This window comes from Thioalkalivibrio sp. ALE17, from assembly GCF_000425605.1.
Taxonomy (GTDB): Bacteria; Pseudomonadota; Gammaproteobacteria; order Ectothiorhodospirales; family Ectothiorhodospiraceae; genus Thioalkalivibrio.
In genome coordinates, this window is record NZ_AUDT01000008.1 from 82,655 (window position 1) to 98,960 (window position 16,306).

The 16,306-nt window shown below is 69.6% G+C and carries 15 protein-coding genes, 1 pseudogene and 1 riboswitch; of the genes and pseudogenes, 12 read left to right on the plus strand and 4 right to left on the minus strand.

Features of this window, described 5'->3' with window-relative positions:
- Positions 1-4 precede the first annotated feature (4 nt).
- The 6 genes from H609_RS0107350 to H609_RS0107375 all read left to right on the plus strand — a co-directional run bounded on the left by H609_RS0107350 (position 5) and on the right by H609_RS0107375 (position 5,273).
- Positions 5-265 (plus strand): hydrogenase maturation nickel metallochaperone HypA, encoded by a 261-nt coding sequence (locus H609_RS0107350; protein WP_018863238.1) that lies wholly within the window; start codon positions 5-7, stop codon positions 263-265.
- Positions 262-2,577 (plus strand): carbamoyltransferase HypF, encoded by a 2,316-nt coding sequence (hypF, locus tag H609_RS0107355; protein WP_028484662.1) that lies wholly within the window; start codon positions 262-264, stop codon positions 2,575-2,577. Before H609_RS0107350 ends, hypF begins: the two co-directional genes overlap by 4 nt.
- A 3-nt stretch (positions 2,578-2,580) precedes the next feature.
- Entirely contained in the window at positions 2,581-2,835 is a 255-nt protein-coding gene (locus H609_RS0107360) for a HypC/HybG/HupF family hydrogenase formation chaperone (protein WP_018878220.1), read from the plus strand.
- Positions 2,832-3,920 (plus strand): hydrogenase formation protein HypD, encoded by a 1,089-nt coding sequence (gene hypD, locus H609_RS0107365; RefSeq protein WP_018878221.1) that lies wholly within the window; start codon positions 2,832-2,834, stop codon positions 3,918-3,920. The genes H609_RS0107360 and hypD overlap by 4 nt, the downstream gene beginning before the upstream one ends.
- Positions 3,917-4,921 (plus strand): hydrogenase expression/formation protein HypE, encoded by a 1,005-nt coding sequence (gene hypE / locus H609_RS0107370; RefSeq protein ID WP_028484663.1) that lies wholly within the window; start codon positions 3,917-3,919, stop codon positions 4,919-4,921. The genes hypD and hypE overlap by 4 nt, the downstream gene beginning before the upstream one ends.
- Before the next feature lie 139 nt (positions 4,922-5,060).
- Positions 5,061-5,273, plus strand: coding sequence for a hypothetical protein (locus H609_RS0107375; RefSeq protein WP_018867579.1), 213 nt, complete (start codon positions 5,061-5,063; stop codon positions 5,271-5,273).
- Between the two features lie 2 nt (positions 5,274-5,275).
- On the opposite strand, the gene H609_RS0107380 is transcribed toward H609_RS0107375, so the two are convergent.
- On the minus strand, positions 5,276-5,794 hold the full coding sequence (locus tag H609_RS0107380) for a GNAT family N-acetyltransferase (RefSeq protein ID WP_019582958.1): 519 nt from the start codon (positions 5,792-5,794) through the stop codon (positions 5,276-5,278).
- Between the two features lie 148 nt (positions 5,795-5,942).
- Here H609_RS0107380 and H609_RS0107385 point away from each other — a divergent pair, with 148 nt between their 5' ends.
- From H609_RS0107385 to H609_RS0107395, 3 genes are all read left to right on the plus strand, one after another.
- Positions 5,943-6,893, plus strand: a complete 951-nt coding sequence (locus tag H609_RS0107385) for a PDC sensor domain-containing protein (RefSeq protein WP_018867581.1) — start codon at positions 5,943-5,945, stop codon at positions 6,891-6,893.
- A gap of 75 nt (positions 6,894-6,968) precedes the next feature.
- Positions 6,969-7,805, plus strand: coding sequence for a PP2C family serine/threonine-protein phosphatase (locus tag H609_RS0107390; RefSeq protein WP_028484664.1), 837 nt, complete (start codon positions 6,969-6,971; stop codon positions 7,803-7,805).
- 52 nt (positions 7,806-7,857) lie between these two features.
- On the plus strand, positions 7,858-8,895 hold the full coding sequence (locus tag H609_RS0107395) for a LysM peptidoglycan-binding domain-containing protein (protein WP_028484665.1): 1,038 nt from the start codon (positions 7,858-7,860) through the stop codon (positions 8,893-8,895).
- 296 nt (positions 8,896-9,191) lie between these two features.
- Here H609_RS0107395 and H609_RS0107400 read toward each other — a convergent pair whose 3' ends face one another.
- Positions 9,192-10,892 (minus strand): serine/threonine-protein kinase, encoded by a 1,701-nt coding sequence (locus tag H609_RS0107400; RefSeq protein ID WP_028484666.1) that lies wholly within the window; start codon positions 10,890-10,892, stop codon positions 9,192-9,194.
- A gap of 20 nt (positions 10,893-10,912) precedes the next feature.
- Positions 10,913-11,395: an FHA domain-containing protein gene (locus H609_RS0107405; protein WP_018867585.1), complete on the minus strand. Its 483-nt coding sequence runs from the start codon at positions 11,393-11,395 to the stop codon at positions 10,913-10,915.
- A 568-nt stretch (positions 11,396-11,963) separates the two neighbouring features.
- Between H609_RS0107405 and H609_RS0107410 the strand changes: the two are divergent.
- Positions 11,964-12,269, plus strand: a pseudogene (locus H609_RS0107410) (DUF5362 family protein); the annotation flags it as partial.
- Positions 12,270-12,310: 41 nt separating this feature from the next.
- Positions 12,311-13,408: a diguanylate cyclase gene (locus H609_RS0107415; RefSeq protein ID WP_028484667.1), complete on the plus strand. Its 1,098-nt coding sequence runs from the start codon at positions 12,311-12,313 to the stop codon at positions 13,406-13,408.
- Between the two features lie 30 nt (positions 13,409-13,438).
- Here the strand turns inward: H609_RS0107415 and thiC are convergent, their stop codons facing one another.
- Entirely contained in the window at positions 13,439-15,328 is a 1,890-nt protein-coding gene (gene thiC / locus H609_RS0107420) for a phosphomethylpyrimidine synthase ThiC (protein WP_018880936.1), read from the minus strand.
- 77 nt (positions 15,329-15,405) lie between these two features.
- Positions 15,406-15,503: riboswitch (TPP riboswitch) on the minus strand.
- A 101-nt stretch (positions 15,504-15,604) separates the two neighbouring features.
- Between thiC and H609_RS0107425 the strand changes: the two genes are divergently transcribed.
- Positions 15,605-16,285, plus strand: coding sequence for a TIGR00153 family protein (locus H609_RS0107425; protein ID WP_018867589.1), 681 nt, complete (start codon positions 15,605-15,607; stop codon positions 16,283-16,285).
- The last annotated feature ends 21 nt before the right edge of the window (positions 16,286-16,306 follow it).

The window sequence follows — 16,306 nt, forward strand, 5'->3', positions numbered from 1 at the left end:
ACGGATGCACGAGTTTTCGTTGATGGCCGACCTGATGCGCAAGATCGAGCAGGTGGCGGCGGATAACAACGCCGAGCGGGTCACCCGGGTGCGGGTCTGGCTGGGCGCGCTGTCGCACATCACGCCGGAGCATTTTCGCGAGCACTTCGAGGATGGCACCCGCGGCACGCTGGCCGAGGGCGCCGAGCTGGAGGTGGAGACCTCCGACGACGAGACCCACCCCGAGGCGCAACAGATCCTGCTGCGGAGCCTGGACGTGGCGTGAACACGCCCGCGACACTTAGCCCGGCGCGGGAGCGCTGGCGCCTGGTCGTCACCGGCCGGGTGCAGGGCGTGGGATTTCGCCCATTCGTCGCGGCGCTGGCAAAACGGCTGGCGCTGGCCGGCACGGTCGGCAACACGCCCGAGGGCGTGGTGATCCAGGTCGAGGGGGACGCGGCTCGCCTGGATGCGTTTCGTTCGGCACTGGCGCAAGAGGCGCCGGTGGCCGCACGTGTCAATGACATCTCTGTCAGCCCCGTAACCCCCACCGGCGCAGCCGGCTTCCGGCTCACTACGGGGCCGAACCGAGGCGGCGCCCCGGCCCTGGCCCCGGACCGCGCCCCCTGTCCCGACTGCCTGGCCGAGATCCGCGACCCGACGGCGCGGCGCTACCGCTACCCGTTCACCGCCTGCACGGCCTGCGGCCCGCGCTGGAGCATTGCCACGGCGCTGCCTTGGGATCGTGCCGGCACCACCCTTCATGACTTCCCGCTGTGCCCGGCCTGTCGTGCGGAGTTCGAGAACCCGGGGGATCGGCGCTTCCATGCCGAGGCGATGGCCTGCCCGGACTGCGGGCCCCGGCTCCTGCTGCGCGCGCCGGACGGCACCGAACAGGCCACCGGGGATGCGGCACTGGAGGCCGCTGTGGCGGCCCTGCGCGCGGGGCAGATCCTGGCCCTGAAGGGCGCGGGCGGGTTCCAGTTGCTGGCGGACGCCACCCGCGAGGAGGCCATCGCCCGCCTGCGAGCGCGCAAGCAGCGCCCGGAAAAGCCGCTGGCGGTGTTGCTGCCGGACGGCGACTGGCTGGATTGTCTGGCCCACGTATCCGATGCGGAAAGGGGCCTGCTGGATGCCCCGGAGGCTCCGATCGTGCTGGTGGATCGCAAGATTGATGCGCCGCTGGCCGGGAACATCGCCCCCGGGCTGAACCGTCTCGGGCTGATGCGGGCGGCCACGCCCCTGCACCAGCTGCTGCTGGACGCACTCGCGATCCCGCTGGTCTGCACCTCCGGCAACCGCAGCGGCGAACCGCTTTGTATTGATAGCGAGGAGGCGGTGGCTCGGCTGGGCGGGATCGCGGATGCCATCCTCGACCACGACCGGCCGATTGCGCGGCCGCTGGACGACAGCGTGTTCCAGATCGCGGCCGGGCAGCCGCAGTGCCTGCGCGTGGGACGGGGAGCCATGCCCCTGCGCATCCCGCTGCCGCAGCCCGGCCTGGTCACGCTGGCGCTGGGCGGCCACCTCAAGGCGGCACCGGCGCTGGCCCTGAACCGCGAGGTCGTGGTCGGCGCCCACGTCGGCGACCTCGACAGCGATCCGGCCCTGCGCCGCCTCGACAGCGAGGCCCGCGCGCTGGCCGGGCTCTGCGGCGTGCAGACCGAGCGCATCACCTGCGACCGACACCCGGACTATGCCTCTACCACACTCGCCGAGCGCCCGGGCGTGCCGGTCTTCCCCGTGCAGCACCACCACGCCCATGCCGCGGCCTGTCTGGCCGAGCACGGGGTGCAGGACCCGGTCCTGGCGCTGGTCTGGGACGGCGCGGGGCTGGGTACGGACGGGACGCTCTGGGGGGGCGAGTGCCTGACCGTGGACGCCGACGGTGACTGGCAGCGTGCGGGCCATCTGCGCCCGTTCCGACTGCCGGGGGGCGAGGCCGCGATCCGCGAGCCGCGACGCGCACTGCTGGGGCTGCTGCATGCACACTTCGCGGGCGATACGGCGGCCCTGGCGGCCAGCCCGGCCCGGGCGCTGTTTAGCGATGCCGAGTGGGCACCCCTGCTCCGCGCCCTGGATCGCGGGGTCAATGCGCCCTGGACCAGCAGCGTCGGGCGGCTGTTCGATGCGGTGGCAGCCCTGACCGGGCTGCGCACCGGTGCCGGCTTCGAGGGGCAGGCCGCGATGCTGGTGCAGCAGGCAGCAGAGGCCGCGCCGGGCGTGGTGGATGCCCCGGATCTCGAGCTGGAGAACGCGATGCCCTGGCAGGCGGACTGGGGCCCGCTGATCACCGCCCTGCTGGCGGCGAAGGCGGGCGGTGCCGCCCCCGGGGCGATTGCCGCAAGGCTGCATAGCGCACTGGCGCGGTTCGCGGTGGCGGCCGCCCGGACGGGCGAACGCGAGACCGTGGCATTGACCGGCGGATGCTTCCAGAATCGGCATCTGCTGCAATGCTGCGTGGCGGCCCTGCGGGACGCCGGCTTTCGCCCGCTGTGGCCACGGGCCGTCCCGCCCAACGATGGCGGACTGGCGCTGGGCCAGGCGGTGGTCGCGCGGCGCGCCGCACACCCGGCCCGACCGGAAGGAGGAGACTGACCCATGTGCCTTGCGATCCCCGGCCGTATCGACGCGGTGGAGGGCGACGACCCGCTGTTCCGCCAGGCGCAGGTCCGGTTCGGCGGCGTGGCGCGCACGGTGTCGCTCGCCTGCACCCCGGAGGCCGGGCCGGGCGACTACGTGCTGGTACATGCCGGCATCGCGATCGCCACCATCGACGAGGCCGCGGCCGAACGCACCCTGGCGGCGCTGCGCGCGATTCCCGAGCACGCGCCGCCCGCCCCGGAGGGCCCGTGAGGCACCTCGACGAATACCGCGATCCGGCGCTGATCCTGCAACAGGTCGACGCGATCCGGGCGGCCTGCACCCGGCGCTGGACGCTGATGGAGGTCTGCGGCGGCCAGACCCACGCGATCCTGCGCCACGGGCTGGACGATCTACTGGCGGACGCGGTCGAGCTGCTCCACGGCCCCGGCTGCCCGGTCTGTGTGACCCCGACCGAGACCCTGGACCAGGCCGTACTGCTGACCCGCCGCCCGGAGGTGATGCTGTGCACCTTCGGCGACATGCTGCGCGTACCCGGCGCGCTGGGCGACCTGAACGCCGCGCGCGCGGCCGGCGGGGATGTGCGCGTGATCTACTCGCCGCTGGATGCGGTCGCCCTGGCGCGCGAAAACCCGCAACGCGAGGTGGTGCTGCTGGCGGTGGGCTTCGAGACCACCGCCCCGGCCGCCGCGATCGCGGTGCTGCAGGCCGAGGCCCTGGGGCTGTCCAACCTGTCGCTGCTGCTCTCGCACTCGCTGGTACCGCCGGCGATGGGGGCCCTGCTGACGGACCCGGACCACCGTATCCAGGGGTTCCTGGCCGCCGGGCATGTCTGCACCGTGGAGGGGGCGGCGGCCTATCAGGCGATCGCCGAGCATTTCCGGGTGCCCATCGTGGTGACGGGGTTCGAGCCGGTGGACCTGCTGGCGGGGATTCGGGCCTGTGTGGAGCAGCTGGAACGTGGCGAGGCCCGAGTCGAGAACCGCTATGACCGAGCCGCCCGCGACGACGGCAACGTGGCCGCACGCGATACGGTCAGCCGTGTGTTCGAGCCGGAGGAACGCGAGTGGCGCGGCATGGGCCGCCTGCCCGCCAGCGGGCTGGGCCTGCGCCCGGCCTATGCCCGCTTCGATGCGGTCGCGCGTTTCGGGATCGCGGCCCCCGCGACCGGTGCGGACGGGCCCTGCATCGCCGGCGAGGTGCTGCGCGGGCTGCGCCGACCGACCGAGTGCCCCGCCTTCGGCCGCGAGTGCACCCCGGACACCCCGCTGGGCGCGCCGATGGTGTCCTCCGAGGGGGCCTGCGCCGCCTATCTGCACTACCGGGGCGGGGCATGACCACGGAGGTGGTCCGCCTCGCGCATGGCGGTGGGGGCCGCCTGCAGGCCAAGCTGCTGGACGAGGTGATCCTGTCGGCGCTGGGCACGTCCGCTCGCGGCGCCCCCGATGCGGCCGTGCTCGACGGACCGGACGGACGCCTGGCCATGACCACCGACAGCTTCGTGGTGCGCCCCCTGTTCTTCCCCGGCGGCGACATTGGCCGCCTCGCGGTGCACGGTACGGTCAATGACCTGGCGATGGCCGGGGCGCGGCCACTGTGGCTGACGCTGGGGCTGATCCTCGAGGAGGGGCTGCCCCTGGAGGACCTGCGGCGCATCCTCGCCTCCGTAAGCGCGGCCGCCGAAGAATGCGGCGTCCGGGTCGTGGCCGGCGATACCAAGGTGGTCGAGGGCGGGCGCGGCGACGGGGCCTACCTCAACACCAGCGGGGTGGGCGTCGTGCCGGAGGGGGTGCGGATCGCACCGGACGCGATCCGGCCGGGCGACATCCTGCTGGCCAGCGGTGACCTGGGCCGACATGGCGTCGCCATCCTGGCCGCGCGCGAGGGCCTGGGACTGGACCCGCCGATCCCCAGCGACAGCGCCCCGGTCGCCGGGGCAGTGGCCGCGCTGCTGGCAGCCGATGTGCCCGTGCATGCCCTGCGCGACCCCACCCGCGGCGGCACAGTGGCCGCGCTGCAGGAACTGGCGGACGCCTCGGGCTGCCGCCTGATACTGGAGGACGCAGCCATCCCGGTGCGCGAGGACGTGCGCGGGGCCTGCGAGATCCTCGGGCTGGACCCGCTGCACAGCGCCTCGGAGGGGCGCTTCCTGGCCGCCGTGCCGGAACCCGCGGCCGAACATGCCCTGAGCGTGCTGCGGTCACGACCGGAGACGGCCGGGGCCGTTGCGATCGGCCAGGCCGAGGCGGGCGAACCCGCGGTCATCCGACGCCTCGCGACCGGCGTGGAACGCCGGGTGATCCTGCCCGCCGGCGAGCAGTTGCCCCGCATCTGCTGAGTCGCTGTTTGCAGCGCCTGCCGAGGGACCACGGAAACCGCCCGATGGAGTGCTCACGACGACACGGGATCACGCGCATGACGGCGGCGGCCGCCGGGCGTTATGGTGATCCCCCCGGTTCAATCAGGAGGAACCCCCGATGTCGATGCGCCCGTTGATTCCCGCAGTCCTCACGCTCGCCAGCAGCCCCGCTCTGGCCCACCCGGGGCACGGCCATGGCGAAGGGTTCTCGTTGCTTCACTTCCTGAGCGCTCCGGAACACGCGTGGCCGCTGGGCCTGGGCCTTCTGGCCATGGCGATCATCGTGGGGCTGTTTGCCCGACAGTGGCACCGCAAGCGCCCGCGGCGCTGAGCTCAGGGCGGAGAGGACGCGCCCTTCGCCGGCCACCAGTAACGCTGTTCGTAATCCCGGTCGCGATCGCGGACCGGCACCGGGACGAAGCCCATGGCGGCGAAGAAACCGGCGGCGGAGGCCTGGGCCTTGACCAGCACCCCGGCGACACCGGCCTCCCTCGCGGCGGCGCGACTGGCCTCGACCAGTTGCCGCCCCACCCCCTGCCCGCGCGCGGCGCGCCCGACATAGAGGCCGTGGAGCAGAAGGCCATCCGGTATACCCTCCGGCAGTTCTTGGGCCCCCGCCGCCTCCCAGGCCGCGACGCCGACCACGTCGCCTGCGCACTCCAGCACGACCATGTCGAGGAACATCCGGTCGGCCTCGGTGTAGCGGTAGGCCGGCAGGGCCAGGCGGCGCACGCGCTCGGGCAGCGGCCAGTCCTCGATCGCCTCGGCGACGAGGCGGTTGATGGCATCGAGATCCACTGGGCGCGCGGCACGGGCAGTCAAGGTGGTAAGGGAGGTTGTGGTTTCGGGCATCGGTCATCAGGTTTGTCGGCACGGTTCCTGCTCGGACCTTTTGCGCAACGCGAAGTGCCAAACGCATGGAGCCACGAGGCCCTTCACGACAACGAAACCCCCGATCGGGGATAATCCGCGCCGCACCGAAAGGAGACGACCCCGCACCATGACGGAACTGAAGAAGGCGATCGAGCACCAGCGCGAGTACCTCGAGAACAAGCTGCAGGAGCCTCTGGCCAACATCGCGCGTCGGCTGTCCGCGGTCTGGCCGCGCCGCGAGGACCTGGACTCGATTCTGGAAGAGGCGATCCGCCAGATCCCTGAGGCCACGTTCGTCTATGCCCTGAATACCCGGGGCATCCAGCTCTCCGACAACATCTCGCGCAGCGGCGTACTGCCGGAGCATTTCGGGCGCGACCGGTCACAACGCCCGTACATGAAGGAGGTCGTGCCGGCGACGGGCTTCCTGCTTTCGGATGCCTACATCAGCCTGCTCGGACGGCGGCCCTCGCTGACCGCGCTGCAGCTGGTTCGCGACAGCGACGGCAATGCGCTGGGCTTTCTCGGAGCGGACTTTGACCTGCGCAACCTGCCCGACTTTTCCGAGGACCTGTACGAAGAGCCGAACGAGTGGCGGCAGATCAAGGGCGATCCGTCCATCCGCGGCACGCTGTTCCTGCAGAGCCGTACCGAGAGCCTGATGGACCAGAACATGGATACGGCCCTGGCCATCATCGAGGAACTGTTCACCGAGCGCGGGGTGTTCCAGGGGGTATTCCACTTCTCCAGTTCACGCGCCACGCTGTGGACCACCGAGGACCCGTACCGCTACCGCATCCTGACCCACGAATCCCTCGGCGATCCCGACGTGTGCCTGGCGTTTCCGCACGAGCCGTACCCCGAGGAGGCACTCATCCCGAAGGACGAGGTCGGCCGGGTACTGGAGGGGCTGAAGGCCTTGCGCTACGCGGACGAGACCATCTACCTGCGCTCCGCCTCCATCAACCTGTTCAACGGCATGGTCAGCCTGACCTTCTCCTGTGACGGCTCGCACTACATGACCTGGGACGAGTTTCTCGGCCGCTCCATCGAGTTCTGGATCGGCGCCACCGGGTAAAGGGTCCCGGCCCGGGCTGTCGCGGGCCGCCCATCTCGGTCATCATGGGTACAGGATCACCGGGGCTACATGCCTATGGAAACCGGATACGCCAGGGAGACAGGTGGCCGCGCCGAGCAGCAGGATGCGGTGACCGTGCTGCACGGTCCCGACGGGCAAACTGCGTTGCTGCTGGTGGCCGATGGCATGGGCGGCCACGAGGGCGGGGCGCAAGCGTCGCGCACGGCCGTGGCGACGGCCGAACGCCTGTGGAATCGCTGCGCGGGGCGGACCGCGGATGGCCCCGCCCTACTGGAGAGCCTGTTCCACGAGACCCATGCGGCCCTGCTGGAACAAGGCGGCGCCGATCCGGCACAGCGTCCCGGAACCACGCTGGTGGCCCTGTACGTCACGCCGGACTCGGCCTGCTGGGCCCATTGCGGCGACAGCCGCCTGTATCACATCGAGGGGGACCGCCTGCAGGGCCGCACGCGCGACCACACACGGGTGCAGCAGCTGGTCGACCAGGGGGTGATCCGCGAGGCGGAGATGGCCACGCACCCGGAGCAGAATCGCTTGCTGCAGGGTCTGGGCGTGGTCGATCCCATACAGGTCGACCATGACGCGGCGCCCGTGACCGCCCAGACCCGCTTCCTGCTGTGTTCCGACGGCTTCTGGGAACAGTTCGCGCCGGACGCGATCGTCGAACTGCTGGACCATCCCGATCTGGGCACCGCGACCACCGAGGCGGCCCGCGAGGCGGCGCGGCGCGCCGGGCCCGGCGGCGACAACGTGGCGCTCGCCACCTGGCGGGCGGCGCGACCCCGTGGCCGATTCTGGCGCCGGCACCTGAAGGCTCGTATCCAGCCGACGCTGGCGCTGTTGCTACTGCTCGCCGCGGCGCTGGCGATCCTGCTGTGGCCGCTGGACTGATGCCGATCGTATACTCCGGGCGCCGCACCGCGCCCGAACCGAAGATATTGCCATGACGCAGTTCCGCACCCTGCCTTTACGCCTCGTTCTGCTCGCCGCACTGGCCGGGCTGCTGCCCGGTTGCGCGCAGTTGCAGGGGGTATTCAACCCCGATGCGGAGGCCGAGGAGGAAACGGCGCCTGCGGAACCCCCCGCGCCCGAACCGGCAGCGGAAGAACCGGAGATCGAACGTCTCGAGATCGCCGAGATCGTGCAGCTCCTGCAGCGCGGCGAGATGGACCGGGCACAGGTCGCGCTCGACCGGGTCCTCGCGGACGAGCCGCGGAACCACGCCGCCCGTCATCTGCGCGAGCAGCTTTCCGGGGATCCGCGGGCCATGCTCGGCGAGGCGCATTTCGAGCACACGGTGGAACCCGGTGAGACCCTGGCCCGACTGGCCCGCGAACACCTGGGGGATGCCAACCGCTTCGTGATCCTCGCTCGGTACAACGACCTCGAGCGCCCGGACCGATTGCTGGTCGGGCAGCGGCTGCGCATCCCCCGAGACGCATCGGATCTGCCACGCGGCACCAGCGACCTGGACGATCAGCTGACCGCGCTGGATCCGGATGCCGCCCCCGGGGTGGGCGAGGACGGCCTGCGCCGGGCGATTGAGGCCGATCTGGCTGCGGAGCGTTACGGCGCGGCCCTGGAGGTCGTGGAGCGGGCCCGGCAGCGCCCCGAGGCGGAGACGCAGTGGACCGACTGGCTGGAGCCCCTGGCGCGCGAGGCCGAAACGGGCTACTGGTACCAGCGCGGTCTGGAGGCCCGGTCAGCCGGGGACACCGCAGAGGCGCTCGAGGCCTTCGGCGAGGTGCTCGCGCGGGACCCGCAGCATTCCGGCGCCCGCCAGCACCACGCCGAACTGGAGCAACAGCACAAGGAGGCCCTCCATGCAGAGGCCATCGTGCGCTACCGCAACCAGGACCTGGATACCGCGATCGCGCTGTGGGACGAGGCGCTGGCGATCGACCCCGAGTTCGAGGCGGCCCGCGGGTACCGGCTGCGCGCGCTGGAACTGCAGCGCCGGCTGGACGCCCTCGACGGTTAAGGAAACACTGATCCCTGTACACGCTCACGCTCGAGTCGCTTTTGCGTGCGTTTAATGCGCGGTGACCGCCATGCAGTCATTCTGCACAAGGGAGCCGCAACGCCGTTCGCGCACCCGTTTTTGATAGCAACGGGGGGCCGAGCCCCTTCGGGGTTGGTACCCCAGGTTTTCCGATTCTGCGTTGCGCCCCAAATCCATCCGAAACGGGCCGGTAGAACCACTACCCGCTGCACGATGCGCCTGGTCTCGGAAAACCTGGGGTGCCAACGCGAGCGTGTACAGGGATCAGTGTTTCCTTAGTCGGTTCCGGTCCGTCTCGGGGCCGCCTCGGACGGCAGGTCCTCGGGGGCCAGTTCCTGGGTCCGGTCCCCGGCAGATGCTGCGTGGCCGGTGCCGGGTTCGCTCACCCCGTCCGTGCGCCGCTTCATGCGCGCCTCCAGCGAATCCGCCATCGCGTTGTAGGCACTGAAGACACGTTCGAAGTCATCCCGACGGCGGGCCCGGATGCGCGTGTCCAGCCGTCCCTGACCGATCTGGTCCAGGGCGCCGCGCAGGCGGTCCAGGGGTTCCTGCAGGCGCCGGGCCAGGACGTAGGCCCCCAGCAGCACCGCGAGCAACGTGACCAGGGTGAGCATCAGCAGGGCCATGAACGTGGCCTCGTTGGCCGCACGCAGCGACCCGGTGGACAACCCGACCTGGAGCTGGCCGATGTGGTGATCCTGGTAGCGCACCGGGGCCTCGAACAGGAACAGCTCCCCGCCATCCGGCCCGGCCACGGACCACACGGCCTGGCCGTCGCGGCGCTGGAGGAGATGCTCCTCGGGCGGCGGCTGATACGGCTGGCCCATGGCCTCGGGATCGCTGCTGGCCACCACCCGTCCGCGATGGTCCGCCACGCTCAGCAGGGCGATCTCGCGGTTGGCCTGCATGTCGCGCAGGCGGCCCTGGACCGCGATGGTGTCCTCCAGCAGCAGGTCCTCGGCGCTCTCCACCGAGATGATCTGGGCGAGCGTGGAGCCATAGTCGAAGGCCAGGTCGGTCATCACCGCATTCTGCTTCTGGTGGACCAGGGCCCCGCCGACGACCAGCGTGACCGCGACCAGGACCCCCATCACCGCCGCCCAGCGCAACCGCAACGGGACGATGCGGCGGCCCGCCCCGGCCCGCTCGCGTTCGCTGCGTTGCTCTTCGATGCGTTCGAGGTCCACCAGCAGTTCGCCCGCCGACTGATAGCGCTGGTCCGGGTCTTTCGCCAGCAGGCGCAATACCAGCTCGACCAGTTCCTGCGGGCAGTCGCGCACGATGACTCGGGGTGACGGTACGGGGTCCCGGACCACCCGGGTCAGCAGCGTCTCGACATCGTGGCCACGAAACGGCGTGGCGCCGGTCAGGAGTTCGTACAGCACCACGCCGACCGAATACAGGTCGGCCCGCGCATCGGTGAGCTGGCCGCGCACCTGCTCCGGGGCCATGTAGTGTGGGGAACCGGCGACATAGCCATCATCGTCGGCCCGCCAGTCGGGATCGCTGAGGGTGCGGGCGATGCCGAAGTCCATCACCTTGATATTGGCCGTGGCGCTGGTGACGATGATGTTTTCCGGCTTGATATCCCGGTGCACCACACCATGCCGGTGCGCGTAATCGAGCGCTTCCACCAGCTGGATGGCGATCTTCAGGACATTGCGCAGCAGCAACGGACGGAACTGGTCGGCAAATTCCGCGAGCGTGATTCCGTCCAGCAGCTCCATCGCGATGAACGGCTGGTGATCCGACTCGCCGACATCGAAGATGGTAACGATACCCGGGTGGGTCAGCGTGCCGGCCGCGCGGGCCTCGGCCAGGAAGCGCCGGCGATACTCGGGGCGGCAGGCGTAGTCGGGCTGCAGGGATTTGATGGCCAGCGGCCGGCGGATGTCCGGGTCGTAACCACGATGGATCACGGCCATCGCACCGCGACCGATCTCCTCGCCGACCCCGTAGCGCCCGATCCGCTGCATGGGGGAGCCGGGCCCGGCCCTCAGGCTGTCTCGAGCAGGATGCGCGCGATCACCGCCAGCACCAGGACCACGACCGCGATACCGAGCCAGCGCCAGCGCGACCGGCGGCCACCACCGGGTCGGGCATCGGAGCCGTCATCGCGGCGGCGGAAGACGAACTCGGCACGCCCGAAACGGACATGGTCGCCGTCCTTCAGCACGGCCTCGTGCACCTTCTCGTCGTTCACCCAGGTCCCGTTGGTGGAGAGCAGGTTGACCACCCGGCACTCGCCCCCGTCGTTGACCAGCCAGGCATGCTGCGAGGACACGCTGCCCTCCTGCAGGACGATGTCGTTGTCCGCCTGGCGACCGACCGAGCGCTTGCCCGGCTTGAGCGTCAGGCGCTGCTGGCCGAAGGGCTCGGAGAGCCCCACCAGCACCGGATGGCCACCGGGCGGGGTCTCCTCGCCGGCGGGATCGGCTACCGCCTCCGGCTCGGGCACGGCCTGCCCCTGAAACAGCATCGTGCCCTGCGGCCCGCTGCGGCCGGCATCCCTGCGTCGTCCCTGATCGCTCATACATCCCCCTGCTTCTCGAGCCGTGACCCGGCCCTGCTCTTCGGGCTTGCACCCGGTCGAGTATGCACGGGCTGCACGCGCCAAAACAACGAATGCGTCACAGCATGAGGCGGCCTGCTATGCTCCGGAGGCCCACCCGTCACGACCAGCCAACACGACAAGGAGTCTGAACATGGAACAGGACGCAACCAGCACGGCCGACCTTCGCGCACTGATCGAACCACTCGTTCGCGGGAAATTTAAGGGCGACGCTTAGCCATTCGCGCCCTCGCGTTGGCGCCCCATTTTTTCCGAGACCAGGCGCGGCGCGCAGCCGGTAGTGGTGCTACCGGCAAGTGACGCAACGCAGGATCGGGGAAAATGGGGCGCCAACCCCGAAGGGGCTCGGCCGATTTTGCCCGCTGACGGCGTTGCGGCTCTTTTGTGCAGAGTGACTGCACGGCAGTCACCGCGCCTTGTCAGCACGCAAAATCGACTCGAGCGCGAGGGCGCGAATGGCTAAGCGTCGCCCTGAATGCAGCTGATCGGCATCATGCTGATCATCTCCGGCGTACTCACCGCGCTGTCGATCATCGGCATCATCATCGCGTGGATCCCGATCTGGGCCGGCGTGGTCCTGATGCAGGCCGCCGGTGCCTCCCAGCGCGCCTACGAAAGCGGCGACCCCGAGGCGATCAAGTACGCGCTCGGGCGCCTGCGGATCTACTTCACGATCTTCGGTGTGCTGCTGCTGATCTACCTGATCCTGATGGTGCTGGGCATGATCTTCGGGATCGGCGCCGGACTGATGGGTATGGGCGGCATGAGCGGCGCCATGTAGTTACCCTCGCCCGCGGCTCGGGCCAGAAGAGGAGTCAAGGCTTGGATAACACCAGGCGCCCACGGGCCCTCTGGGACCCGCTGCACCGGGAAGACACCGCGGTTCAACAGGCGTTCGACGCCTGGCATCGCCAGGCGCGTATCCCGCAGGTCCGCTATGTCGCGCTGCTGACGGCCCTGATGTACCTCCTGTTCAGCGCCGTCGAACAGTCTGTGGCGGCGGACCTGCACAGCGAACGGCTGGTCGCGCATGCGATGCTGGTGCCCGGCCTGCTGCTGGCGGTGGCCGCAATGAGCCTGCGGCCTCCCCTGCAACGGCCGATGTGGGCCCTGCTGATGGTAGCGCCGGTGATCGCGAATGGCGCCAATCTCTATCTGAACACCGGGTCGCCGCAGTTCCTGGTGTTCGCCCCCGAGATCTACCTCAGCATCATGTGGACCTTCGCGATATCGGGCCTGCCGCTGCGCCCGGCCACGATGGCCGCCACCGCCATCGTGGCGCTGGTGATTGTCGCCGCCTTCCGCAACCCCATGCAGGGCGAACTGATCCAGCTGCATCTCCTGTGGGTGCTGGCCGCCTTTTCCTTCGGCGCGCTGAGTGCCTTCATGCTGGAACATGCACGCAAGCACAGCTTCCTGCAGCAACGCCAGCTGGAGCGCGCAGCGCAGATCGACGAGCTGACCTCGCTATGGAACCGCGCCCATATCGAGCGCCTGTTCGAGGCGGAGCGGGCCCGCACCGAGCGCTACGGCGAACCGTTTTCGGTGATCCTGATGGACATCGACCACTTCAAGGCGGTGAACGATACCTGGGGGCACAGTGCCGGTGACCGCGTGCTGCGACAGTTCGCGGACCTGCTGCGCCAGAATCTGCGCGAGGTGGATGCGATCGGCCGGATCGGGGGCGAGGAGTTCTTCGTGCTGCTACCGCAGACGCCCGTCACGCAGGCACAGGGGGTCGCCCGTGACCTGCAGGCCCGTATCAATGCCTTCGACTTCGAGACGGTCGGGCGGCGCACCGCGAGCTTCGGCGTGACCGAATACCGGCCGGGTGAAAGCCGGGTCGACACCTTTGATCGTGCCGACCAGGCCCTGTATGCGGCGAAAAAGAACGGCCGTGACCGCATCGAGGTGCGGTAGGGCGTCCTGACCCGGGCCAGCCCCGCTGGCCTACACCTCGCGGTAGATCTTCGCGCCCTTCTCGACGAACTCGACCGCCTTTTCCTGCAGGCCCTTCTTCAGGGCCTCGTCCTCCGAGATGCCCTGGGCCGCGGCGTAGTCGCGCACGTCCTGGGTGATCTTCATCGAGCAGAAGTTCGGCCCGCACATGGAGCAGAAATGGGCGACCTTGTGCGCGTCCTTCGGCAGGGTCTCGTCGTGGAATTCGCGCGCGCGCTCCGGGTCCAGCGCGAGGTTGAACTGGTCCTCCCAGCGGAATTCGAAGCGCGCCTTGCTGAGTGCGTTGTCCTGCAGCTGGGCGCCGGGGAAGCCCTTGGCCAGGTCGGCGGCGTGGGCGGCGATCTTGTAGGTGATGATGCCGTCGCGTACGTCCTGCTTGTTGGGCAGGCCCAGGTGTTCCTTCGGTGTCACGTAGCAGAGCATCGCGGTGCCGTACCAGCCGATGTTGGCCGCGCCGATGCCGGAGGTGATGTGGTCGTAGGCCGGGGCGATGTCGGTCACCAGCGGGCCGAGGGTGTAGAACGGCGCCTCGAAGCAGTCCTCCAGCTCCTTGTCGACGTTCTCCTTCACCTTCTGCAGCGGGACATGGCCGGGGCCCTCGATCATCACCTGCACGTCGTGTTCCCAGGCCTTCTGGGTCAGCTCGCCCAGGGTCTCCAGCTCGCCGAACTGGGCGGCGTCGTTGGCGTCGGCCAGACAGCCGGGGCGCAGGCCGTCGCCCAGCGAGAAGGAGACGTCGAACGCCTTCATGATCTCGCAGATCTCGTCGAAGTGGGTGTAGAGGAAGTTCTCCTGGTGATGCGCCAGGCACCACTTGGCCATGATCGAACCGCCGCGGGAGACGATGCCGGTCACCCGGTCGGCGGTCAGCGGCACGTACTGCAGGCGCACGCCGGCGTGGATGGTGAAGTAGTCCACGCCCTGTTCGGCCTGCTCGATCAGGGTGTCGCGGAACAGCTCCCAGGTCAGGTCCTCGGGCTTGCCGTCGACCTTCTCCAGCGCCTGGTAGATCGGCACGGTGCCGATCGGCACCGGCGAGTTGCGCAGGATCCACTCGCGGGTCTCGTGGATGTTCTTGCCGGTGGACAGGTCCATCAGGGTGTCGCCGCCCCAGCGCGCGGACCACACGAGCTTCTCCACCTCCTCCTCGATCGAGGAGGTGACCGCGGAGTTGCCGATGTTGGTGTTCACCTTCACCCGGAAGTTGCGGCCGATGATCATCGGCTCGAGTTCCGGGTGGTTGATGTTGGCGGGGATAATCGCGCGGCCGCGGGCGATCTCCTCGCGCACGAACTCGGGGGTAATCTCCTCGGGGATGGAGGCCCCGAAGGACTCCCCGGCGTGCTGCCGCAGCAACTTCTGGTAGCGCGGGTCGGCGCGCAGCGCCTCGAGGCGGTTGTTCTCGCGGATCGCGACGAACTCCATTTCCGGGGTAATGATGCCCTTCCGGGCGTAGTGCATCTGCGAGACGTTCGCGCCGGCCTTCGCGCGGCGCGGCGGGCGGATGTGCTCGAAGCGCAGGCGGGCCAGCTCCGGGTCGGCGGCGCGGGCGCGGCCGTACTCCGAACTCGGGCCGTCCAGCCACTCGGTGTCCGCGCGTTCGTCGATCCACGGGCCGCGCAGGTCCGCCAGGCCCCGGTGCAGGTCGATGCTCGCCTCGGGGTCGGTGTAGGGGCCGGAGGTGTCGTACACCGGGATCGGCGGGTTCTCCTCGGGCGTGCCGGAGGTCATCGTCGGCGTCTGCGCGACCTCGCGATACGGCACGCGGATGTCCGCGCGCGACCCCTCGACGTAGCGCTTCTCGGAGTTCGGGAACGGGCGGGTGACCTCCGCGGAGACCTCGGCGGTCTTGCGGGCAAACGACTCGGGGATGGCGCTCATGATCGGACCTCTGCTGTCGCGTGAGGCGAAGGGAGCGCGGGCAGGGCGATCGCGGGGGCAGGGACCCCGGGTACAGCAGACCGTTGACCGAGCTTCCCTCCGCCGGTGTTAACCGGTTCAGGTTCAAGGGGACTCTCTCAGCCCGCATCCACGGCGGGCACCCCCAGCTCTGATCCACGAGTCTAGCGCAGAACGGCGGCCTCGACACGAAACAAGTCCGCGCGGGCCACGGTGTTTTGCGTTAGATTATGGCTTTGTGACAACCTTCGCGCCGCCATGTCCCCCAAGAACTTCGTCTTCGAGTTGTTTGGCCGTTCCCCGGTGCGCCCGCTGCAGGCGCACATGGAGAAGATCCGCGCCTGCATCGCCGAGCTCCCCCCGTTCATGGAGGCCATGGCGCGCGATGACTGGGAGACCGCGCGCGAGCAGCAGCGCAAGATCGCGAAGCTGGAGCGCGAGGCCGACCGCCTGAAGAAGGACCTGCGGCTGCACCTGCCCAAGGGCATGATGCTGGCGATGTCGCGCCGCGACGTGCTGGATACCCTGCTGATCCAGGATCGCATCGCCAACATGGCGAAGGACATCGCCGGGCTGATGCTGGGCCGCCAGATGCAGTTCCCCGACAACATGCGGGAACCGATCAAGCGCTTCCTCGACCGCAGTGTGGATGCGGTCGATCAGGCCGGTCGGGCAATCAACGAACTGGACGAGCTGGTGGAGGCGGGTTTCCGCGGCCACGAGGTCGAGGTCGTCAACGGCATCCTCACCGAGCTGGACCAGATCGAGCACGAATCCGACGAGGCCCAGCGCGAGGTGCGCGAGATCCTGTTCGCCCAGGAGGCGGAGCTGCCCCCGGTTAACGTGATCTTCATGTACCGCGTGATCGACTCGATCGGCGAGCTGGCCGACCTGGCCCAGCGTGTAGGCAGCCGCCTGCAACTGATGCTGGCGAAGTAACAGGCCATACCAAGTAAGGAA

Coding starts and splice junctions, on each gene's coding strand:
- thiC (WP_018880936.1), bottom strand. CDS start 15,328: ATGAGCGCCATCCCCGAGTCGTTTGCCCGCAAGACCGCCGAGGTCTCC.
- H609_RS0107400 (WP_028484666.1), bottom strand. CDS start 10,892: ATGCAGCGGATCGGGCGCTACGGGGTCGGCGAGGAGATCGGTCGCGGT.
- H609_RS0107395 (WP_028484665.1), top strand. CDS start 7,858: ATGACGCAGTTCCGCACCCTGCCTTTACGCCTCGTTCTGCTCGCCGCA.
- H609_RS0107405 (WP_018867585.1), bottom strand. CDS start 11,395: ATGCTGTTTCAGGGGCAGGCCGTGCCCGAGCCGGAGGCGGTAGCCGAT.
- H609_RS0107425 (WP_018867589.1), top strand. CDS start 15,605: ATGTCCCCCAAGAACTTCGTCTTCGAGTTGTTTGGCCGTTCCCCGGTG.
- hypE (WP_028484663.1), top strand. CDS start 3,917: ATGACCACGGAGGTGGTCCGCCTCGCGCATGGCGGTGGGGGCCGCCTG.
- H609_RS0107380 (WP_019582958.1), bottom strand. CDS start 5,794: ATGCCCGAAACCACAACCTCCCTTACCACCTTGACTGCCCGTGCCGCG.
- H609_RS0107375 (WP_018867579.1), top strand. CDS start 5,061: ATGTCGATGCGCCCGTTGATTCCCGCAGTCCTCACGCTCGCCAGCAGC.
- H609_RS0107390 (WP_028484664.1), top strand. CDS start 6,969: ATGGAAACCGGATACGCCAGGGAGACAGGTGGCCGCGCCGAGCAGCAG.
- H609_RS0107385 (WP_018867581.1), top strand. CDS start 5,943: ATGACGGAACTGAAGAAGGCGATCGAGCACCAGCGCGAGTACCTCGAG.
- H609_RS0107360 (WP_018878220.1), top strand. CDS start 2,581: ATGTGCCTTGCGATCCCCGGCCGTATCGACGCGGTGGAGGGCGACGAC.
- H609_RS0107350 (WP_018863238.1), top strand. CDS start 5: ATGCACGAGTTTTCGTTGATGGCCGACCTGATGCGCAAGATCGAGCAG.